Source organism: Metabacillus idriensis (assembly GCF_050483325.1).
Taxonomy (GTDB): domain Bacteria; phylum Bacillota; class Bacilli; order Bacillales; family Bacillaceae; genus Bacillus_P; species Bacillus_P idriensis_A.
This window is the reverse complement of sequence record NZ_JBCMYF010000008.1, coordinates 1-20,716: the sequence shown is the minus strand read 5'-3', so window position 1 is coordinate 20,716 and position 20,716 is coordinate 1. Positions and strand designations below refer to the sequence as shown.

21 protein-coding genes and 1 riboswitch are annotated in these 20,716 nt (G+C 43.6%); all 21 genes read right to left on the bottom strand.

All coding sequences use genetic code 11. From position 1 onward, the window contains the following. Window positions 1-2 precede the first annotated feature (2 nt). Complete coding sequence (locus ABEQ24_RS04910; protein WP_430005735.1) at window positions 3-563, bottom strand: NAD(P)-dependent oxidoreductase; 561 nt, start codon at window positions 561-563, stop codon at window positions 3-5. After that, the gene (locus tag ABEQ24_RS04905; RefSeq protein ID WP_430005734.1) at window positions 544-1,329 is read right to left on the bottom strand and encodes a sirohydrochlorin chelatase; all 786 of its coding nucleotides are present in this window, start codon (window positions 1,327-1,329) and stop codon (window positions 544-546) included. The genes ABEQ24_RS04910 and ABEQ24_RS04905 overlap by 20 nt, the downstream gene beginning before the upstream one ends. Window position 1,330: 1 nt before the next feature. After that, complete coding sequence (gene cobA, locus ABEQ24_RS04900; protein WP_430005733.1) at window positions 1,331-2,107, bottom strand: uroporphyrinogen-III C-methyltransferase; 777 nt, start codon at window positions 2,105-2,107, stop codon at window positions 1,331-1,333. A gap of 156 nt (window positions 2,108-2,263) precedes the next feature. Continuing rightward, complete coding sequence (cysC, locus tag ABEQ24_RS04895; protein ID WP_430005732.1) at window positions 2,264-2,857, bottom strand: adenylyl-sulfate kinase; 594 nt, start codon at window positions 2,855-2,857, stop codon at window positions 2,264-2,266. Between the two features lie 16 nt (window positions 2,858-2,873). Then, window positions 2,874-4,013: a sulfate adenylyltransferase gene (gene sat / locus ABEQ24_RS04890; protein WP_430005731.1), complete on the bottom strand. Its 1,140-nt coding sequence runs from the start codon at window positions 4,011-4,013 to the stop codon at window positions 2,874-2,876. A 44-nt stretch (window positions 4,014-4,057) separates the two neighbouring features. Further along, entirely contained in the window at window positions 4,058-5,122 is a 1,065-nt protein-coding gene (locus tag ABEQ24_RS04885) for an inorganic phosphate transporter (RefSeq protein WP_430005730.1), read from the bottom strand. Between the two features lie 12 nt (window positions 5,123-5,134). Beyond that, complete coding sequence (locus tag ABEQ24_RS04880; protein ID WP_430005729.1) at window positions 5,135-5,836, bottom strand: phosphoadenylyl-sulfate reductase; 702 nt, start codon at window positions 5,834-5,836, stop codon at window positions 5,135-5,137. Window positions 5,837-5,949: 113 nt separating this feature from the next. After that, window positions 5,950-6,060 (bottom strand): YezD family protein, encoded by a 111-nt coding sequence (locus ABEQ24_RS04875; protein ID WP_430005983.1) that lies wholly within the window; start codon window positions 6,058-6,060, stop codon window positions 5,950-5,952. A 134-nt stretch (window positions 6,061-6,194) separates the two neighbouring features. After that, a riboswitch (SAM riboswitch) is annotated at window positions 6,195-6,300 on the bottom strand. A gap of 470 nt (window positions 6,301-6,770) precedes the next feature. Next, window positions 6,771-7,403, bottom strand: a complete 633-nt coding sequence (gene pyrE / locus ABEQ24_RS04870; protein WP_430005728.1) for an orotate phosphoribosyltransferase — start codon at window positions 7,401-7,403, stop codon at window positions 6,771-6,773. Beyond that, entirely contained in the window at window positions 7,400-8,116 is a 717-nt protein-coding gene (gene pyrF, locus ABEQ24_RS04865; protein ID WP_430005727.1) for an orotidine-5'-phosphate decarboxylase, read from the bottom strand. Before pyrF ends, pyrE begins: the two co-directional genes overlap by 4 nt. Further along, window positions 8,088-9,020, bottom strand: a complete 933-nt coding sequence (locus tag ABEQ24_RS04860) for a dihydroorotate dehydrogenase (protein ID WP_430005726.1) — start codon at window positions 9,018-9,020, stop codon at window positions 8,088-8,090. The genes pyrF and ABEQ24_RS04860 overlap by 29 nt, the downstream gene beginning before the upstream one ends. Next, window positions 9,014-9,799, bottom strand: coding sequence for a dihydroorotate dehydrogenase electron transfer subunit (locus tag ABEQ24_RS04855; RefSeq protein ID WP_430005725.1), 786 nt, complete (start codon window positions 9,797-9,799; stop codon window positions 9,014-9,016). The genes ABEQ24_RS04860 and ABEQ24_RS04855 overlap by 7 nt, the downstream gene beginning before the upstream one ends. Beyond that, window positions 9,796-13,008, bottom strand: coding sequence for a carbamoyl-phosphate synthase large subunit (carB, locus tag ABEQ24_RS04850; RefSeq protein ID WP_430005724.1), 3,213 nt, complete (start codon window positions 13,006-13,008; stop codon window positions 9,796-9,798). The genes ABEQ24_RS04855 and carB overlap by 4 nt, the downstream gene beginning before the upstream one ends. After that, complete coding sequence (locus tag ABEQ24_RS04845) at window positions 12,993-14,093, bottom strand: carbamoyl phosphate synthase small subunit (RefSeq protein WP_430005723.1); 1,101 nt, start codon at window positions 14,091-14,093, stop codon at window positions 12,993-12,995. Before ABEQ24_RS04845 ends, carB begins: the two co-directional genes overlap by 16 nt. Beyond that, complete coding sequence (locus tag ABEQ24_RS04840; protein ID WP_430005722.1) at window positions 14,090-15,376, bottom strand: dihydroorotase; 1,287 nt, start codon at window positions 15,374-15,376, stop codon at window positions 14,090-14,092. The genes ABEQ24_RS04845 and ABEQ24_RS04840 overlap by 4 nt, the downstream gene beginning before the upstream one ends. Further along, window positions 15,360-16,280, bottom strand: a complete 921-nt coding sequence (locus ABEQ24_RS04835; protein ID WP_430005721.1) for an aspartate carbamoyltransferase catalytic subunit — start codon at window positions 16,278-16,280, stop codon at window positions 15,360-15,362. Before ABEQ24_RS04835 ends, ABEQ24_RS04840 begins: the two co-directional genes overlap by 17 nt. 206 nt (window positions 16,281-16,486) lie before the next feature. Beyond that, window positions 16,487-17,794 (bottom strand): solute carrier family 23 protein, encoded by a 1,308-nt coding sequence (locus ABEQ24_RS04830; protein ID WP_430005720.1) that lies wholly within the window; start codon window positions 17,792-17,794, stop codon window positions 16,487-16,489. A 151-nt stretch (window positions 17,795-17,945) separates the two neighbouring features. Further along, on the bottom strand, window positions 17,946-18,491 hold the full coding sequence (gene pyrR, locus ABEQ24_RS04825; RefSeq protein ID WP_070879104.1) for a bifunctional pyr operon transcriptional regulator/uracil phosphoribosyltransferase PyrR: 546 nt from the start codon (window positions 18,489-18,491) through the stop codon (window positions 17,946-17,948). A gap of 189 nt (window positions 18,492-18,680) precedes the next feature. Then, window positions 18,681-19,595, bottom strand: a complete 915-nt coding sequence (locus ABEQ24_RS04820; RefSeq protein ID WP_430005719.1) for an RluA family pseudouridine synthase — start codon at window positions 19,593-19,595, stop codon at window positions 18,681-18,683. After that, on the bottom strand, window positions 19,576-20,058 hold the full coding sequence (gene lspA / locus ABEQ24_RS04815) for a signal peptidase II (protein WP_430005718.1): 483 nt from the start codon (window positions 20,056-20,058) through the stop codon (window positions 19,576-19,578). Before lspA ends, ABEQ24_RS04820 begins: the two co-directional genes overlap by 20 nt. A gap of 90 nt (window positions 20,059-20,148) precedes the next feature. After that, window positions 20,149-20,520, bottom strand: coding sequence for a TraR/DksA family transcriptional regulator (locus ABEQ24_RS04810; RefSeq protein ID WP_430005717.1), 372 nt, complete (start codon window positions 20,518-20,520; stop codon window positions 20,149-20,151). Window positions 20,521-20,716 lie beyond the last annotated feature (196 nt).

Here is a 20,716-nt window from a genome sequence, read left to right as displayed (position 1 = left end):
CTTTATGAGTCCATGCTTTTTTTTGCAAGCTGAATTAACAGTCTTTTCTTTTCATCCTGACTAAGATCTGAAGCTTTAATTTTTTCCCGTTCTTTAAAGAGGCTATCTAATCGATCATAAAACGTTTCATCAAACTGATCAAAAAATTGCTTCGATATATCTTTCGCAAGTGTCGGACTTGCCCCGCCTGTTGACACTGCAAGCGTCAATCTCCCACGCTGATGAAAAGAAGGAACTTGAATATTGCCAAGCTCTGACTCACCGGCAATGTTGACAAGCTGATGTTCGCCCGCTTCCCTTGCAGCCCAGGCATTCACTTCTTTGCTGTCAGTTGCAGCAACAATCATGAATGCTTCTTGTAAATCGCCTTTATCTGCTTCTTTTTGCTTCCACTCAATTTGTGATTGAGCGTGAAGATAGTTGATTTCTTCGATCACGGCCGGACTGATCACCTTTATTATTGCACCTTGCTTTAAAAATACAGTAAGTCTTCTGTAAGCAATTTTCCCGCCGCCAATGACGATAACCAGACGATTTCGGACATCAACCATTAATGGCAGCATCGGATGTCTCTCCATATGTGAACGTATATTTTGAATCATGATTATTGATTGCTGACTTCACTCTCTCGGCAAAAACTTGTTCAACTTCAGAATCATAGCCCAGGTACCGGCAGACCCTGATTTTTTTATGATCAAGCTTATCAGCCTTTGTCTGAATTTCCCTCATTAGCAGCCCTGTAAATAATAAATAAGGAACCAGGAAAACCGTTTTTTCTTTGAGAAGCGAAAGATTTGAAAGCATCTCATCAAAGCTCGGTTTTGCAGCAGTCAAAAAGCAGATTTCTACCTTGCTGACACCCGCCTCACTCTTTACAAGTTCACTTATGGCTGTCAAATCTCTTACTACGTCAGGGTCTGAGCTGCCGCGTCCAATCAGAACGATGATCGATTCTGCATCTGGTCTTCCCTGTTCATAGATTCGATTCATGATGCTTCCTGCCATCTTTTGGTGCACCCCGATAGGCAAGCCATATGTAACTGCAACTTCCGGATAATTTTCTGCAGCCTTTTTCACTTCCAAAGGAATGTCCTCTTTTGCATGAACAGCCGTAAGCAATAATAATGGAACCACGGCAACATTTGTGGCTCCTTGCTTGATGCAGGAAGCGAACCCTTCTTCAATAGAAGGCTCTGCCAGTTCAAGAAAACAGATTTCCTGAATATCAGCATGAATATGCTTTTGCGTTCTCTCGATAAAAGCAATGGCTTCATCACAGGCTTCCTTCACACGGCTGCCATGACAAACATATAATACAGCTTGTTTCATTTTATAACGCCTCGCTGATGGGAGATGAAGTCTGCAATTTTTCTTCAAACCACTTAATCTTCTCGCGGTAGCGGACTACTTCTCCGATAATAATCATACTTGGATTTTTTATCTTCTCTTCACAGACAACATCCAGAATATTTTCAAGTGTGCCTGTGACCGTTTTCTGAACATCTGTTGTTCCCCAGTGAACGAGCGCTACTGGCGTCTCTTTGCTTTTTCCATTTTTTAAGAGCTGCTCCTGAATATATGGAAGATTGCCGACGCCCATATAAATCGCCAGCGTATCTATGCCTTTTGCAAGGCCAGCCCACTTCTCATCTTCTTTTTCATCATTTTTGTGATGGCCTGTTACAAAAGCAACGCTTGCACTTACATCCCTGTGCGTAACAGGAATTCCTGCATAGGCAGCCGCTGCTATGCCCGAGGTGATGCCAGGCACAATTTCAAACGGAATCTTCTGTTTTGCAAGTGCTTCTGCTTCTTCTGCCCCGCGCCCGAAAACAAACGGATCTCCCCCTTTTAAACGGGTTACGATCTTGCCGCTTTTCGCATAACGGATTAAGAAGTGATGAATCGTTTCCTGCTTCATTAAATGATAGTCAGGGAGCTTGCCGCAATAGATGAGGTCTGCCTCCTTTTTAGCATAGGAAAGCAGCTCTTTATTGACGAGGCGATCATACAAAATAACATCTGCCTGCTGGATGCATTTGATGGCTTTGAGCGTGATCAGCTCAGGATCACCAGGCCCCGCTCCAACTAAATAGACCTTTCCCATGGATAGACCCTCCTTACTAACACGCAAATGTCCCGCTTTTCATGATGAGACAGCTGCCTTCATTGATGATTTGATATTCTTATTGAATAATATAACAATAAATTCAAATGTTTTGAGGTTTTTTTTCCTGGATATTCAGACCTTAGTTGAAAACCTTTAAATCAAACCCTTCTCAATTAAGGTTTTCGTTAATTGTTTGACACAGTCTTCAATTGAATATTTTTCTGTATCCAGGACAATTTCAGGATTAGCAGGCTCTTCATACGGTGCACTGATTCCTGTAAAATGTTTGATTTCTTCATTTCTCGCTTTTTTATAAAGTCCTTTTGGATCGCGTTTCTCACATTCTTCAATCGAACATTTAATATAGACTTCAAGGAATTCATCTTTTTCTACCAATTCTCGTACAAGATCACGGTCAGCACGATAAGGAGAGATAAAAGCGGTTAAGACAATCTGGCCGCTTTCAACAAACAGTCTCGAAACTTCTCCAATCCGTCTGATATTTTCCTTGCGGTCTGTCTCGTTAAAGCCAAGATCCTGATTCAGGCCATGGCGCACGTTATCCCCATCAAGAACAAATGCCTGTGCGCCGCGGTCAAATAAAGTCCGTGCAAAAGCATTCGCAACAGAAGATTTGCCGGATGCTGACAGCCCTGTAAACCAAAGGATAAAACTCTGGTGCTTATTTTTATCTCGTCTCTCTTGTTTTGAAATAGAGGATTCGTGCCATACAATATTGCTGCTCATCGCTGTTTCTCCCTTCTTATGAAACGACTTCTTTTTTAAGTCCGTTTATTAAAACCTCAATGACTTCAGGGCGGCTGAACGTGCTTGGCGGAACTTCGCCATTTCTCAGCATTTGCCTTACCTTTGTTCCTGATAGAATGATATGTGCGGAGCTGTCATGAGGACAAGTTTTCGTTGTCGCCATTCCTTCGCATTTGCTGCAGTAGAAGCTGTGATCGAATTTCAGCGGCTTGATTCCAAGCTCCTGCTCCTCAAATTGATCAAAAATCTTCTGGGCATCATACGTTCCGTAGTAATCACCTACACCGGCGTGGTCTCTTCCTACGATAAAATGAGTGCAGCCGTAATTTTTGCGGACAATGGCATGGAAGATGGCTTCTCTTGGTCCGGCATATCGCATCGCTGCAGGGAATACGCCAAGCTCAACCCGTTCTTCCGGATAGTAGTTTCTAAGAAGAACCTCATAGCTCTCCATTCTAATTGCAGCTGAAATATCATCTGATTTTGTTTCCCCTACAAGCGGATTTAAAAATAATCCATCTACCGTTTCAAGGGCTGATTTCTGAATATATTCATGCGCTCTGTGAACAGGATTCCTGGTTTGGAATCCAACAACTGTCTTCCAGCCTTTGCTTTTGAAAATTTCACGTGTTTCAAGCGGATCGAACGTGTATTGCTTAAACGGTTTTTCTGGTCGTTTCAGCAGCGTGATTTTGCCGCCTACATAGATATTTTCCCGCTCATGCATTTTTTTTACGCCAGGATGTGCAAGGTCTGCCGTTCCATAAACGTTTATGGCTTCAATCGCTTTGTCTGGTTCATATACATCCTCAACCTGTATCAGGCCATATACCTCTCCATTGTATAGCAGTCTTGCTTTTTCTCCGACTATTAATCTCTCAGCTGTTTCCCTTGAAACAGGCAATGTAATCGGGATGCTCCAGACAGTCCCTGAGGCAAGTCTCATCTCATTTACGACCTGCTCATAATCTTTCTGTGACAGAAATCCTTCAAGCGGGCTGTATGCTCCAATGCCGATTAATTCCAAGTCACTTAATGCCATTGCATCAATTTCAATTTGCGCTGTGATCTCCTGATATTTTTCCTCCGGGTTATATGCTTGTATTAGTAGTCCTCCATGCGGCTGTAAACTCATTTTTATATTTCCTCCTAAACATACCATTTTAATTGGTTTTAACGCTAAATGCCCCCGCCTTCTTCATGCACTGCCCGCTTTTCCTCTTTTATAGCCTTCATCAAACTGAGTGCTCCCAGGGTTGCAAGCATGACACTGACAAGAACGACGATTGAATAAAGATCACTTTCTAAAAATAATTTGACTAAGAAATAAGAAATGGCAAGTGAAAATAAAGGTGAAACAATCCATATACGGACAATCTTCTTCACGATATGCTTATGAAGAATTTCGCTTCCATTTTTCGCCATCCCAAGCCCGATAATTGCTGATGAAGTAACCTGAGTGAGCGGAACAGGCAATCCGAAAATGGAACTGATAATAACGAGACCGGCACCTGTTCCCGAGATTAATATCCCTTCAGGCTTTGAGTATCTGGTAATTTTTTTGCCATTGGTCTCAAGTACTTTTTTTCCAAGGAAAATAGCTCCAAGGGCTACAAAAGCGCCTCCGATCCACGTTCCTTTTGAAACAGTGATTAAGCCTGCTCCTACAAGAGGACCAACTGCATTTGCGACATTATTCATCCCCGCAGAGAAGGCTTCAAGAAATCCTGCAAGAATCAAAATGCCGGTTAGCCAAGGCCGATCATGCAAAAACCCCTTATTCTGCAGCTTATAGAGTCCTTTGCCGAAAATCCAGGATATACCGAAAGCAGCAACAGGAACGATCACCCAAAACATCATAATGACCAGCAGTGAATTAACAAACAGCACCTGATACGCAATGCCGACTCCTACTACCGCCCCAACCGTAACTTCACTGGTAGAAAGCGGAATGCCGAGCAAGTTTGCAAAAAACAGGGAGCTTGTCGCAGATAGAATAATAATCAGCACGATTTTCACATTAATGATGTCCTGAGGTATGATGCCTCCGCTGATTGTCTTTACAACTTCTCCGCCTCCCAGCACCGCACCGGCAAAGACCCCGGCTGCGCATATCAATAGGGCATGCCTTGCTTTTGGGACTGCACCTGACCCGTAAGCAACACCCATCGAGGCAGCAGCACCGCTTGCCCCTATATTCATTGCAAAAAAGAGACTGATGGCAAGAGCCGCTAATTCAAGCATGGCGCCTGCTCCTTATCCATGTAATCCGCATTCTGTTTTACCTTGCCCGCTCCACCTTCCGGAGCGCAAATCGTCAGCACTAAATGCAGGTGCGGTGCAGTGGGAGCAGCCAATGCTCGGGTAGCCCCTGTCATGCAGAGGGTTATAAGGCAAATCATTTTTGTGAACGTACCGCCACACATCTTTCCATGTCCAGTGGATAAGCGGACAAATTTTCACCGACTGAAATTTGTCATCCCTGTTAATAAATTGCACATGTTTCCTCGTTTCTGACTGCTCTCTGCGAAGTCCCGAGATCCATGCTTCAGATTCGGATAACGTCTCGTTCAGAGGCTGAAGCTTTCTGATTTGGCAGCATTTATTCGGGTTGGTTTCCCAAAGCTTATCTCCATGTTCCGCTGCCTGTTCCGCTAATGTGAGTTCCGGCTTCTTCATCACGATATTCAGGCTCGGATATTTTTCCCGGACCCTGTCGATCGTTTCATATGTCTCTTTAAAATGGACGTCCGTATCGAGAAAAACAATGGTTGCATCCGGCTTTACTTTTGAAATTAAATCTACAAGCACAATCCCTTCTATTCCAAAGCTGCAGGCATAAACGATTTCTTCGCCGTAATGACTGTAGCTCCAATTTAATACGTTTAATGCACCTTTGTAAGTGTCATCAACTTCAAACTCGGCCTCTCTCTCCTGCCAGTTTTCATACGTAAGCATGTGTATTCTTCCTCTCTGTCAGCCAGGTCCCGTTAAAAAAAAAAGACATTTTAACAGAATGACGGAACCCGTTCCAAGTTAAAATGCCTCTAGTTTGTCTAGTCAGCACATGATTAAATTCTTACTTTTTCATTCTTTTCAAGCTGAATCACTTTACCGTCTTGAACAATAAGTGTTACAGACCCATAATTCATCGTTTTCAGCATTTCCCTTAATTTACCGATGACGAGTTCAAGCTGTTCTTCTTTTCCCACTGCAGTCCCCCATTTCATTTCTTATCCGCTCTTTTTCTGAGAAATGCACCGCAATCTGAGAATGTAAAAAAGCCTTCCAACTTGAAAGACTGTGCAGGCAATGTACCTTATCTTTCAAAATGGGTTTGCATTTTGCTGGATTTAGCACCTTGCCAAACGCAGGTTGCCGGGCTTCACAGGGCCAGATCCCTTCGCCTCTCTGGATAAGTTTATTATATTTTTCTAAATTTTATCACAATTAGACGTTCTGTCAACCCTAGTTTTTCGATCGGAATTATTTTTTTTATTTTTCAGCGAGAATTAGTTCTAAAATTTCGAATCAGAAATAAAGTTTATGGTCAAAAAATTACTACTGTAGAGGTGAAACAAATTCTGATTCTATTCATTATGACTCTTTTCTCTTTCGTTATAGGCGGATTTTCGTTAGCTTATGCCATTGTATCTCTTGATGATCATCATATTTTCCAAAAAATCAAAAATGAACAATCCGGCCTTTTTTGGATATTTGGCTGGATCGGCCATGCGAGCTTCTCGTTTTGCAAAAGGTTTGATAAAAAAGCATGGCAAATAAAATTGTTCCGAACTGGTTATCTGCTTCTAAGCCTTGTTTCTATTTTATTTTCGATTTTGATTTGGATATAAAAAAGCAAAGCCAATGACGGCTTTGCTTTTTTGCCTATTTAAACTGTCATCCATGCTTCATTTGCCGGATTTTCACGCCATTTTTTCAGCTTTTCAAGATCTTCTTTTTCAATGGATCCATTATTCAAAGCTGCATCTATCAATGATGAATAATCGGTAAGAGATACAGCATGGATGCCTGCTTCTGCAAGCATTTCTGCGCCTTTTTGCAGTTCATATGTGAAGATGGAGACAACTCCAATAACCTCACATCCTGCCTCTCGCAGCGCCTGAACTGCCGTAATAACACTTCCTCCTGTTGAGATTAAATCCTCAACGACTACGACTTTTTGACCTTCGTGCACTTTGCCTTCGATCTGATTGCCTTTTCCATGCCCTTTCGGCTTGCTTCTTACATAGCACATCGGCAAATTAAGAAGATCACTTACCCATGCAGCATGCGGTATGCCGGCTGTTGCTGTTCCTGCAATCATTTCAGCTTGGGGATACTCTTCCCTGATCAGCTTTGTCAGTCCCTCTGCAATGGCTTTTCTCACTTCAGGGTAGGATAATGTTAAGCGATTATCGCAATAAATTGGAGATTTGAGGCCGCTAGACCATGTAAATGGCTCATTTGGACTTAGAAAGACGGCTTCAATTTTCAACAGCTGCCGAGCAATTTGATGTTTCATACAGGCAGACCCTCCCATGCGTTTTTCATTTGTAAATATGCCGTCAGCGGATCATCCGCTTTTGTGATGCTTCTGCCGACAACTATGGCAGTTGATCCAAGCTCCTTTGCCTTCTCTGGAGTCGCCACTCTCACTTGATCATTCACTGAGTCTTCCGCCATGCGGATACCAGGCGTAATGGTTTTGAAAGAACGGTCCAGATGCTGATAGATATCAGGTACTTCAAGCGAAGAACAGACAATGCCATCGAGTCCGCTCTCACTTGCCAATTTTGCATAGTGCAGAACGGTTTCATTCAGGCTTTTTTCGATAAGCAGTTCATGACTTAACATGGACTCAGATGTACTTGTTAATTGCGTGACAGCAATACAGTCAGGTCTTTTTGCCCCTGCACTCGTTCCTGCTTCGAGCCCTTCTATCGCAGCCTGCATCATCGCGCTTCCCCCTGCAGCATGAACATTGACAAGATCCACTTCAAGCTTTGCAAGTCCTTTCATTGCCTGCTTGACTGTCTGCGGAATATCATGGAGCTTCAAATCAAGAAAAATGTCATGCCCGTCTGATTTAAGCTGATGGATAATCGCTGGACCTTCCTGATAAAACAGCTCCATCCCCACTTTTACATATAGCTTTTGATCAGGCAGCTTTTTTAAAAATCCGTCCACTTCGTTTCCGTCCGGAAAATCAAGCGCGATGATAAGCGGTCTGTTCATTCTTCCAGCTCCTTCCGATGCATTCTGAAATATGTTCAAATCCATATTCTTTTAATGTTTGAGGCAATTGTCCGATGATTTCAGGACATACAAACGGATTGACAAAGTTTGCTGTTCCGACAGCGACAGCACTTGCACCTGCATACATATATTCAATCACATCCTCAGCTGTCTGCACGCCTCCCATGCCGATAATCGGTATGGATACTGCCTGGCTTACTTCATACACCATTCGGATCGCGACAGGCTTGATGGCAGGGCCTGATAATCCGCCGGAGCGGTTGGCGAGAATTGGCTTTGCATTTCTCATGTTGAGCCTCATCCCAAGCAGCGTATTAATCATCGTTAAACCATCAGCACCTGCGTTTTCAATGGCTTGGGCGATTTCAACAATGTTGCTGACATTAGGAGAAAGCTTCACATAGACAGGCACCTCGGATACTTCTTTTACTGCCCTTGTCAAAGAGGCGGCAATCTCCGGGTTCGTTCCAAAAGCAATTCCACCTGTTTTTACATTCGGGCAAGAGATATTCAGTTCTATTGCGTGAACATTTTTTGCTCTGCTGATCTCTCTTGCGACTTCAACATAATCCTCCTGTGCGGAGCCCGCTACATTCGCAATAATCGGCACATCATAAGACTCGAGCCATGGAAGCTCTTGCTCAAGCACTCCTTTTAGGCCCGGATTTTGAAGGCCAATGGCATTCAGCATGCCTGCCTCAGTTTCCGCGACTCTTGGCGTCGGGTTGCCAAAGCGCGCTTCTGCCGTGGCAGCTTTAATCATGATCGCACCAAGACTGCTTAAATCGTAAAGGTTTGCAAATTCTTTACCGAAGCCAAAGCAGCCTGATGCCGGCATAACCGGATTTTTCAGGGATAAACCGGGCAATTCGATGTTCAGCATGATAAAAGCACCTCCCCGGCTTTAAATACTGGACCGTCGCTGCACACCTTTTTATAAGAAGTGCCATGAGGATCATCAGCTGTATGACACACACATGCGAAGCATGCGCCAATTCCGCAGCCCATCCGTTCTTCGAGTGACAGAAAGACAGGCTTATCGTGATAAAGTCTTTCTATGTTTGCAAGCATCGGAGTGGGTCCGCAGGAAAACAGGGCATCAAAACTAAGCCCATATTCTTTAATCAAATCTGTGACGAACCCCTGCATTCCATAAGTGCCGTCTACAGTCGTTACATAGGTATCTCCAAGCTTTTGAAACTCTTTTTCATAGAAGACGTGCTCTTTTGATTGAAAGCCCAGAACATGCTTAACCGTTACCCCTCTTTTAATCAGGCGTCTTGACAGTTCATATAAAGGAGGCACGCCGATCCCGCCGCCGACAAGAAGGGCTGTTTCGCCTTTTTCCAACTGCTCAGGATCAAATCCATTGCCAAGCGGACCAAGTACATCAACAAGCCCGCCCTTCTTTCTTGCAGAGAGGAGCTTCGTCCCTGCTCCCTCTGCTCTGTATATCATGGTAAATTCCTGATTCTCTTTATCTATTTTCGCGATGCTGATCGGTCTTCTTAACAGCGGTGAGGCGGTCTCTGAAACTTTCACATGTACAAACTGCCCTGGCTGATTCATGTGATCGACTAAACTGCCTTTTAATGTGAGTTCATAAATGCCTGCAGCCAACTCCCTGTGATCTGCAATCGTCATCCATTCTTTTTGTATCAAGCGTATGTCACCTCTTTGCTGATAGCGCGCTTTGGCATTTCATCTGCACTGAAAGTCATTGATTCTAGCACTCTTAAAATCGCTTTAGCAGTATCAAGTGATGTTAAGCACGGAATGCCGTTTTCTACTGATTCTCGGCGGATCCGGAATCCATCCCGCTGAGGCTGTTTGCCTTTTGTCAGCGTATTGATGACAAACTGTGCTTCGCTTGTGCGGATGATATCAAGCATGTTTGGCGCCTCGCTGCCGATTTTATTGACAATCTTTGCAGAAACTCCATTGGCATGAAGGTATTCAGCCGTTCCGCTTGTCGCCATGATCTGATAGCCAATGGCGCTGAAGCGTCTTGCAACTTCAAGGCCTTCTTCTTTATCTTTATCTGCAATCGTGAGCAGAACCTGTCCGTAATTCTGCACCTTCATTCCGGATGCAATCAGGCCTTTATACAGAGCTTTTTCAAGCGTTGTATCCTTGCCCATGACTTCTCCGGTAGATTTCATTTCAGGGCCGAGTGTAATATCGACTCTGCGCAGTTTTTCGAAGGAGAATACCGGCACTTTCACATAGACGCCGGCACTCTCAGGCTGAATGCCTGTTGCATAGCCAAGCTCATGAAGTGTTTTTCCTAAAATCACCTTTGTAGCGAGATTCGCCATTGGTACACCCGTAATCTTGCTTAAAAATGGAACCGTGCGGCTTGATCTTGGGTTCACCTCAAGCACATAAACTTCATTTTTGTAGATAACAAACTGGATATTCAGCAAACCTTTTATATTTAATCCTTTGGCAAGAGCGATAGTTCTCTCTACAATCGTTTCCTTGATTTCTGCAGACAGAGTTTGCGGCGGATAAACGGCAATTGAGTCGCCTGAATGAACGCCTGCACGTTCGATGTGTTCCATAATTCCTGGAATAAAGACCGTTTCGCCATCTGAAATCGCGTCTACTTCGATTTCTTTTCCGGTTAAATATTTGTCAATAAGAACCGGATGCTGCGGATTTATTTTTACAGCATTTTCCATATAATGCAGCAGGTCTTTCTCTTCATATACAATTTCCATAGCCCGGCCGCCGAGAACATAGGATGGCCTTACTAATACCGGGTAGCGGATCTCAGCTGCAATTTTCACTGCTTCTTCAACAGAAGTGGCTGTTTTCCCCAGGGGCTGCGGGATGTTCAACCTGCCTAATGTGTACTCAAACTTATCTCTGTTTTCAGCGCGGTCCAAATCTTCAAGGGATGTGCCAAGGATCTGCACGCCTCTTGCTTCAAGCTCTTCTGCCAGATTAATAGCTGTCTGTCCGCCAAATTGCACGACTACGCCGCGCGGATTTTCAAGATCTACAATATGCATAACATCTTCCACAGTCAGCGGTTCAAAGTAAAGCTTATCTGAGATGCTGAAATCTGTAGAAACCGTCTCAGGGTTATTGTTGATAATGATTGCCTCATACCCGGCTTCTTTGATGGCCCATACAGAATGTACCGTTGCATAATCAAATTCCACGCCTTGGCCGATTCGAATCGGTCCCGAACCAAGGACAATCACACTTTCTTTGTCTGTTACAGCAGATTCGTTTTCATCTTCGTACGTGCCGTAGAAGTAAGGAGTTTCTGATTCAAATTCTGCTGCACATGTATCAACTGTTTTGAAAACCGGGAACAGCTTCAGCTGTTTTCTGTAGTCATAGACTTCTCGTTCAGTCATGTTCCAGAGCCTTGCGATTGCAATATCAGAGAAGCCCATTTTCTTGGCTTGTTTTAGGACATCTGCATCAAGCTTTGCTTCTTTCAGCACATGTTCAAACTTGATGATTTTTTCTATTTTCACTAAGAAGAACAGATCGATTGCACTCCACTCATGAATCGTTTCAATGGATACCCCTCTTCTGATTGCTTCAGAAAGATAGAATAGACGCTCGTCTCCTGCCTTCCTGATTCTCTTTTCGATCAGTTCATTGCTGAATTCATCAGCATTCTTCAGATCCAGGTGATACTCATCTGATTCAAGTGAACGTACAGCTTTCAGCAATGATTCTTCAAATGTTCTGCCGATTGCCATGACTTCTCCTGTTGCCTTCATTTGAGTGCCAAGGCGGCGGTTTGCTGACTCAAACTTGTCAAAAGGCCATCTTGGAATTTTCGTCACGATGTAGTCAAGGGCAGGCTCAAAGCAGGCATATGTCTTGCCGGTAACAGGGTTCATCATTTCGTCAAGCGTCAAACCGACTGCGATTTTTGCAGCAAGCTTTGCAATCGGATAGCCAGTTGCTTTTGAAGCAAGCGCGGATGATCTGCTGACGCGCGGATTGACCTCGATGATGTAATATTGAAAGCTGTTTGGATCAAGTGCGAGCTGTACGTTGCAGCCGCCTTCGATTTGCAGGGCCCGGATGATTTTAAGCGAAACATTCCGGAGCATTTGATACTCGCGGTCACTTAAAGTCTGACTTGGTGCAACGACGATTGAGTCACCAGTGTGAATGCCGACAGGATCGATGTTTTCCATGTTGCAGACTACAATCGCACTGTCATTTTTATCGCGCATTACTTCATATTCAATTTCTTTAAAGCCCGCGATGCTTTTTTCAAGAAGACATTGAGTAACCGGGCTGTACTTTAATCCGCTTGTGACGATCTCAATCAGTTCTTCTTCGTTCGAGCAGATTCCGCCGCCTGTGCCGCCAAGTGTGTAGGCTGGTCTTACAATAACGGGATATCCGACTCTATTTACAAAAGTGAACGCTTCTTCAAGGTTATGCACGATGTCACTTTCAGGCACAGGTTCACCAAGTTCGTTCATTAACTGGCGGAAGAGATCACGGTCTTCCGCTTTTTGAATCGCGCTGAGCTTTGTTCCTAAGATTTCAACATTGCACTCTTCAAGCACACCGGCATTTGCAAGCTCTACTGCCATATTCAGTCCCGTTTGTCCTCCAAGTGTCGGAAGAAGGGCATCCGGGCGTTCTTTTCTGATGATTTTTGTTAAAAATTCCACAGTTAATGGCTCAATGTAGACTTTATCCGCCATTTCGGTATCCGTCATGATTGTTGCCGGATTTGAGTTTACTAGAATAACCTCATAGCCCTCTTCTTTTAAAGCAAGGCATGCCTGCGTTCCGGCATAATCAAACTCTGCCGCCTGCCCAATAATAATCGGACCTGAACCTATTACTAGAATTTTTTTGATATCTACGCGTTTTGGCATACTTTGACCCCTTCTTTCTTGTGAGTTTCAATCATGTCGATAAATTGATCAAAAAGTCCGTTTGCATCTTCCGGTCCTGGTGATGCTTCCGGATGATATTGAACCGTAAATGCAGGAAGTTCTTTATGTTTAAGTCCTTCAACCGAGCCGTCATTGAGCGCAAGATGTGTTACTTCAAGATCTGTTGAAGCAACTGAATCAAGAGTGACAGTATAGCCGTGATTTTGAGAGGTTATCGCAATTTTCCCTGTTCCTAAATCTTTTACAGGATGATTTGAACCGCGATGCCCGAATTTCATTTTTTCAGTGTTTGCCCCTCCTGCGAGTGCGAAAAGCTGATGGCCAAGGCAGATTCCAAATAACGGAATTTCCCCGAGCACTCCGTTGATCATTTCAAGTGCATGCGGCACATCTTTTGGATCTCCAGGCCCGTTTGAAAGCATAATGCCGTCTGGATTCAATTGAAGGATTTCTTCTGCTGTCGTTGTATGAGGAACAACAACCACGTCACAATCGCGCTTATTGAGTTCGCGCAAAATGCCATGCTTCATTCCAAAGTCCACCAATGCAACTCTGCAGCCGCGTCCGGGACTCGGATAAGATGTTTTTGTTGAAACGGTTTCCACTTGATTGGTTGGAAGGTTTGCCTCTTTTAATTTTGCAAGCACCTCATCCTTATCTGCATTTTCTGAGCAAAATGCTCCTTTCAGAGTTCCGTATGTGCGGATAATTCTTGTCAGTTTGCGCGTATCGATTCCTGCCAAACCCGGTATTTTTTTCAGCTTGAAATATTCGTCCAGAGAATATTCGCATCTGAAGTTAGATGGAAGTTCACATAATTCTTTTACGATAAACCCATTAATGAAAGGCGAGATGGTTTCAAAATCATCGCGGTTAATTCCATAGTTTCCGATAAGCGGATAAGTAAGTGTGACAATTTGTCCGCAGTAAGAAGGGTCAGATAAAATTTCCTGATAACCTGTCATTCCAGTGTGAAATACGATTTCTCCAATCGTATCTTCTTCGCTTCCAAATCCTTGTCCCGTGAAAATCGTACCGTCTTCGAGAATTAGATGTCTGATCATGCGTTTACTCTCTCCTTTTCCCATACCAGCTGTCCTTGTGCGATTGTTGCAATTGGCCATCCTTTACATTTCCATCCTCCAAACGGAGTGTTCTTCCCTTTTGACAGGAATGCTTCAGGATCGATTTCTTTTACTTCTTCTAAGTCAATAATTGTAAGATCTGCCGTACTGCCAACTTCTAATTTTCCATATGGAAGGTTAAATGCTTTACTCGGCTTAATTGTCAGATAGTCGATAAGCTGTTTCAGTGTCCATTCGTTCGTCTCTACAAAGCGTGTGTAAAGCAGAGGGAAGGCCGTCTCTAAACCGACAATTCCAAATGGTGCAAGCTGAATGGTTTCTGCTTTTTCTTCTTTTGTATGCGGAGCATGGTCTGTTGCTATAAAATCGATGGTTCCGTCAAGCAGTGCTTCAATTAAAGCTTCCTTGTCCTCACTTCCGCGCAGCGGCGGATTCATTTTGTAGTTCGTATCAAGTTCAGGAATATCACTGTCGCAAAGCAGCAGGTGATGTGGCGTAACTTCAGCCGTGACGTTGATGCCTGCTTTCTTTGCATCTCTTACCACTCTTACAGATTCTTTTGTGCTGATGTGACAGACATGATAATGACAGCCTGCAGCTTCTGCTAGCAATACATCTCTCGCAATCTGGACCGCTTCACACACGGATGGAATACCGTTTATGCCATTTCTTTCTGCAAATTCTCCGGCATGCAAAGCTCCCTTATAAATCAGCGAGTTATCTTCACAGTGTGCAACAATACTTACTCCAAGCGCGGCAGCTTTTTTCATTGCCTCAAACATCATGCCTGCTGACTGCACGCCTACACCGTCGTCTGTAAAAGCAAACGCGCCTGCCTGTTTCAAACCTTCAAAGTCTGTCAGTTCTTTTCCAGCCTGCCGTACTGTAATCGATGCGTATGGCAAAACACGGACTGTAGCCGTTTCTTTTATTCGGCTTTGCAGCCAGTTCATTTGTTCAGGATGATCCGGCACCGGTTTTGTGTTTGGCATCGCGGCAACCGTTGTGAATCCTCCTGCTGCAGCTGCTTTTGTCCCTGTTTCAATTGTTTCCTTGTGTTCTCCGCCTGGTTCTCTGAGATGGATATGTAAATCGACGAAGCCGGGAGAAACAAGATTGCCTTTAGCATCAATGATCTGCGCTGTTTCATGCTTGATATTTTCTTCTATTTTAGTAATGATTCCATCCTGAATCAGAATATCCGCTTTTTTCTCTGCACCGCTGTTATCTAAAATTCGTCCATTTTTAATGATAAATTGCATAAGTAGTTTCCCCCTCGCTTAATTTGGCACTCTCTAAAGCACGCTTCAATACGGCCATTCGGATAAATACGCCATTTTCCATTTGCTTGAAAATCCTTGACTTTCTGCTCTCTACAAGCTCGCCTGCAATTTCTACTCCGCGATTAACCGGTGCAGGGTGCATGATAATGGCATTCTTCTTCATGTTTTTTTCTCTTTCAATCGTTAATCCATACTTGCTGTGATAGTCTGAGAAACCGTCATTTTGACCGCGGTGCCGTTCATGCTGAATTCTAAGGAGCATCACAACATCGGATGACTCTATCGCTTCATCTGTCGGTGCGTATTGCCCGAACCCATTTGATGAATCTCTCCATTCCTCAGGCCCTGAAAGTATAACGTTTGCCCCGAGACGCTTCAGCACTTCTGCATTTGACCGCGCTACCCGGCTGTGTTTGATATCTCCGTGAATGGAGATTGTCAGGCCTTCAAAATGTTTGAACTCCTGCTGAATCGTAAGAAGATCAAGCAGAGACTGTGTCGGGTGATGACCGCATCCGTCTCCGGCATTCAATATTGGAATTTTTACTTTATCTTGCAATTCGTTAAAATACTCATCGTTTGGATGTCTGATGACGACTGCGTTTGCTCCAATTGCCTCAAGTGTCCTTACCGTATCGTACAAGGTCTCTCCTTTTTGAACACTTGAGTGAGAGGCGTCGAAATTGAGCACATTCAGTCCAAGTCTTTTTTCTGCAACTTCAAAGCTGAATCTTGTTCTTGTGCTTGGTTCAAAAAACAAATTAGCAACAAATGCCGGTGTCTCCTGCAGCACGGTCTTTCCTGCTTTAAAGCGTTCTGCATCTTTTAATATCCTCATGATTTCATCTGCAGGTAAATCAGTCATTTTCAATAAGTGCTTCAAAGTCATCTCTCCCCATCTTTTTATAAGAAAAGCGCAAGAGCTGTTTAGCTCCCAGACATCAATGCCCAAACTTTATCCTTTCTTATCTTCAAAAAAACACCCTGATCAGAGATTCAGGGTGTGAGGGAGCATGACAAATCATCAGGCTGATCTGCCAATACTCAATCCACCCTTAAAAGCCTCTCTGGACTTTCATTAAAAGGTGATTATGCAGCTGTGTTTTCTTTCATGTTCTGTTCCGCTTCAGCGTCTTTTCTTCCAGGCAGAACCAGGTTTAGAAGAATGCCGATGATGGCTGCAAGCGCCATGCCATGAAGTTCAAATTGTTCACTTACTTTTATCATTGCACCGCCGATGCCGATTACCAGAATGACGGATGATATTACAAGGTTACGTTTATTTCCAAAGTCAATTTTGCTGTCTGTCAGCATTCTGAGTCCAGATGAAGCGATAATTCCAAACAGCAGGATGGACACACCGCCCATGACCGGCGTTGGAATGGAGCTGATCAGTGCCGAAATTTTCCCGATAAATCCGAACACGATGGCCATAGCTGCAGCGCCGGCGATAATATAGACACTGTAAACTTTCGTTATGGCCAAGACGCCGATATTCTCGCCGTATGTTGTATTTGGAGGGCCTCCTATTAGGGACGCAATGATTGTAGCTGTGCCATCTCCTAAGATCGAGCGGTGAAGACCCGGCTTTTCAATATAGTCACGTCCGACAACTTTTCCAAGCACAAGCTGATGTCCGATATGCTCTGACAGGGTGACGATTGCGACCGGCACCATCAGCAGGATGATTTCATATGAGAAGCTAGGTGTATATGTGATAAAAGGAATGATAAAGTCCGGTTTTTCAAACACATTTGCTTGTGCTACTTTGCTGAAATCAACAATTCCAATTGCAAGGGCATAAACATAGCCGCCAATGATTCCGATGAGCACCGGAATCAGGCTGATAAATCCTTTAAACACAACCGAGCAGATGAGCGTAATCGCAAGAGTTACTAATGCGACCGAGAAGTAAGTCAGGTTATATTCCCCGTCTGGATTATTCATCGCCATGTCAACTGCCACGTTTGCAAGGCTGAGTCCGATTACGATGATCACTGGTCCGACAACAACCGGCGGCAAAATCTTCATTATCCATTTATGTCCGACCATTTTGATCAGTAATGCGACAAAGCCATAAACCACACCGGCCAGAAAGCTGCCGACCATTGCTCCTTCAGGGCCCGCCGCAGCTTTTGCTGCAATGATCGGCGCAATAAACGCGAAGGATGAGCCAAGGTAAGCCGGCACCTGTCCTTTCGTAATCAGCAGGAAGGCTATTGTTCCAAGTCCGCTTGAAATCAGCGCTATTGCCGGATCGAGACCTACAAGGAAAGGTACTAGTATCGTTGCACCGAACATGGCGAACAAATGCTGAAAGCTGAGCGTGATCCATGTGAGCGGCTTTGGTACCTCATTTACATCCAGCTGTATGTCATTCTCTTGATTCTTTTTCATTTTCATTCCTCCGCTTCTTCTTTTTACTGAGAAACAAAAAACCTCTTTGCAAGGTGCAAAGAGGCAGAATAATCCCGCCGGACTCAAACTGATGCCAGGCGTGTGATTTTCTTTCCCTTTTGCAGCCTCTCTGGACTTCATTAAAAGGTCTTTATTCTTTTTCGTAGATGGTTACTTGATCTGTTTCGTCCACTTCCAGCAGTTCAACAACAATTTTTTCCGAGCTGGAAGTCGGAATGTTTTTCCCGACATAATCTGCTCGAATCGGCAGTTCGCGGTGACCTCGGTCAACTAGAACTGCCAGCTGAATTTGCGATGGCCTGCCAATATCGATAAGAGCATCAAGTCCTGCTCTTACTGTTCTTCCCGTGTATAAAACGTCGTCAACAAGGATGACGGTTTTGTTTGTAATATCCGCAGGAATGTCAGATCCTTTTACAAGAGGCTCCTGATCGTCCGTTTTTTTTGAAAGATCATCACGGTATAACGTGATATCAAGCTCTCCTACTTCAACTGGCTTCCCTTCAATCTGTTCGATGCGTTCAGCAAGCCTTTTAGCAAGGTGAATGCCTCTTGTCTTGATGCCGACAAGAATGACTGAATCAATTCCTTTATTGCGTTCGATAATTTCATGTGCGATTCGGGTTAAAGCTCTTCTTATAGACTGCTGATCTAAAACGATTGCTTTTTGCGGCATGATTCTCACCTCTTTTTTTAGAACCTTAAAAAGAAAAATCCCTCTCGCCGTAATGGAGAGAGGGATTTGGATGCATAGCTTAAAATACGCAGTATTAGCGTATAAAATCCGTTTCCTTCTCAGCCTCACGGGACTGTATTAAAGGTTCTTTTTGAACTATAGTCATTATGTCAGAATAACATGAATGTGTCAATGGTTATTTTTAATCTCTGAGATAACTTCTTCAAACTCTGCAGGCAGAGGAGCTTTAAACTCCATATATTCCCCTGTTCTCGGATGCTTGAATCCAAGTACGCCCGCATGAAGCGCCTGACCGTTTATTTTCATTGTTTTCTTAAGTCCGTACTTTGGATCTCCTGCAATCGGGAAACCGATATATTTCATGTGTACACGAATTTGGTGGGTTCTTCCCGTTTCAAGCTGACACTCGATTAAAGTATATCCTTCAAAGCGTTCAAGCACATGAAAATGGGTAACCGCATCCTTACTGTGCTCATTTGTTACTGTCATGCTCTGGCGATCCTGCTTATCACGGCCAATTGGAGCATCGACTGTCCCTTTATCATGCTGAATCACTCCGTGAACAATTGCCTGATAACGTCTAGTCACCGATTTTTCTACTAGCTGGCTGACTAATGATTCATGTGCTTTATCATTCTTTGCAACCATTAGGAGCCCAGACGTATCTTTATCAATTCTATGAACGATTCCAGGTCTCATTACTCCATTAATGCCAGACAGGTCTTTACAGTGAGCCATCAGGCCATTAACCAGAGTGCCCGATAAGTGGCCTGGTGCAGGATGAACAACCATTCCTTTTGGCTTATTCACAACGAGGACATCACTATCTTCATAATAAATATCAAGATTCATCTCTTCAGGCATCACATCAAGCGGCTCAGGGTCTGGAATGAGAAGTGTGACTGTATCGCCTGGCTGAACTTTGTAATTGCTTCTTGATTCAGCATCATTCACTTTGACATGCCCTTCTTTTATCCAAATCTGTACCTGACTTCTCGACCAATCGGAATTCTCTGCTGCAAGCAGCTTATCCAGACGTTCAAATTTATTGCTGTCATCAATCTTAATTTCTATGCTGTTCATTCACTTTCTCCTTCTCTTGTTTCCCTTCAAAAAGCATGACAATAAATAACAAAGCAACCCCTGCACATAGAGCCGAATCCGCTATGTTAAAGATAGGAAATGGGTATGTTCCTATGTAAGTTTGTACAAAATCCACCACTTCCTGATGAATAACACGGTCTATAAAATTGCCAATCGCTCCGCCAAGCATAAGTCCGAGCGCAATTCCCATCAATCGCTGGTCTTTTGCATATTTTTGAATATAAATCACGAGTCCAATTACGACGATAACGGTAATGACATAAAAAAACCACATCTGACCCTGAAGAATTCCCCAGGCAGCACCTTGATTCCGATGTGATGTAATATACAATACGTTTTCAATAACAGGTATTCTTTCTCCGATTTCCAATTCGTTTACAATCAGCCATTTAGTCAGCTGATCGAGCGCAATAATAACAAGTGCGATGATATAGTAAAGCACAAGCTTTCCCCAACTTTCCTATAATGTACCTTTGAATTGTATCACAGGCAAAAAAGAAGAGTAAAGCTTGTATCTCATGAAAGCAGTGTTTTAATGATATTCTCCCACTTCATAGTGAGATTGGTGATTGAGATAGAGGTGAGGCAGAGATTTTCTTTCATAAAGTTCTTGAAAAGCAAAATCATGAATGGTTCTGGCTGTGGGGATAATGGCTAATTTATCAAGCGCAATTGAAGTACCTGTCTCTTCACAAATGCCAAACGTGCCGTTTTCAATCTTCTGAAGAGCTCTTTCTACATCATTTAACTCTTCTTTCACATGAATCATAATCGTTTTTTCCTTGAATGGATAAAATAAATTTTGTTCATTCATATCCACTTCAAACAAACAATGATTAAAAAGCCTAGTTTTCAATTCCTGCTGCATAATTTGAAGCTCATACCAAATGGCGTCTAAACTCATAGCGGACAACTCCTTGTGTACTTGCTTTGTACTCATAGTGTATCCGTTCTCAATCCGCTCACGCTTTTAAGAATTTTCCTGTAATGACATTGAAATGCTGAACCGACTGTTCAGACCCGACAGACAGATAAGGATCCGACAGAAAAGGCGCTTTTTGCCTTTGCTGGCGGATCTGTTCTGGCCGAGGGGCTAGGAG

Excerpts from the sequence above, each read along its gene's own strand:
- ABEQ24_RS04910 (WP_430005735.1), bottom strand. The coding sequence starts at position 563 with ATGCTGCCATTAATGGTTGATGTCCGAAATCGTCTGGTTATCGTCATT.
- ABEQ24_RS04905 (WP_430005734.1), bottom strand. The coding sequence starts at position 1,329 with ATGAAACAAGCTGTATTATATGTTTGTCATGGCAGCCGTGTGAAGGAA.
- cobA (WP_430005733.1), bottom strand. The coding sequence starts at position 2,107 with ATGGGAAAGGTCTATTTAGTTGGAGCGGGGCCTGGTGATCCTGAGCTG.
- cysC (WP_430005732.1), bottom strand. The coding sequence starts at position 2,857 with ATGAGCAGCAATATTGTATGGCACGAATCCTCTATTTCAAAACAAGAG.
- sat (WP_430005731.1), bottom strand. The coding sequence starts at position 4,013 with ATGAGTTTACAGCCGCATGGAGGACTACTAATACAAGCATATAACCCG.
- ABEQ24_RS04885 (WP_430005730.1), bottom strand. The coding sequence starts at position 5,122 with ATGCTTGAATTAGCGGCTCTTGCCATCAGTCTCTTTTTTGCAATGAAT.
- ABEQ24_RS04880 (WP_430005729.1), bottom strand. The coding sequence starts at position 5,836 with ATGCTTACGTATGAAAACTGGCAGGAGAGAGAGGCCGAGTTTGAAGTT.
- pyrE (WP_430005728.1), bottom strand. The coding sequence starts at position 7,403 with ATGAAACATCAAATTGCTCGGCAGCTGTTGAAAATTGAAGCCGTCTTT.
- pyrF (WP_430005727.1), bottom strand. The coding sequence starts at position 8,116 with ATGAACAGACCGCTTATCATCGCGCTTGATTTTCCGGACGGAAACGAA.
- ABEQ24_RS04860 (WP_430005726.1), bottom strand. The coding sequence starts at position 9,020 with ATGCTGAACATCGAATTGCCCGGTTTATCCCTGAAAAATCCGGTTATG.
- carB (WP_430005724.1), bottom strand. The coding sequence starts at position 13,008 with ATGCCAAAACGCGTAGATATCAAAAAAATTCTAGTAATAGGTTCAGGT.
- ABEQ24_RS04845 (WP_430005723.1), bottom strand. The coding sequence starts at position 14,093 with ATGATCAGACATCTAATTCTCGAAGACGGTACGATTTTCACGGGACAA.
- ABEQ24_RS04840 (WP_430005722.1), bottom strand. The coding sequence starts at position 15,376 with ATGCAATTTATCATTAAAAATGGACGAATTTTAGATAACAGCGGTGCA.
- ABEQ24_RS04830 (WP_430005720.1), bottom strand. The coding sequence starts at position 17,794 with ATGAAAAAGAATCAAGAGAATGACATACAGCTGGATGTAAATGAGGTA.
- pyrR (WP_070879104.1), bottom strand. The coding sequence starts at position 18,491 with ATGCCGCAAAAAGCAATCGTTTTAGATCAGCAGTCTATAAGAAGAGCT.
- ABEQ24_RS04820 (WP_430005719.1), bottom strand. The coding sequence starts at position 19,595 with ATGAACAGCATAGAAATTAAGATTGATGACAGCAATAAATTTGAACGT.
- ABEQ24_RS04810 (WP_430005717.1), bottom strand. The coding sequence starts at position 20,520 with ATGAGTTTAGACGCCATTTGGTATGAGCTTCAAATTATGCAGCAGGAA.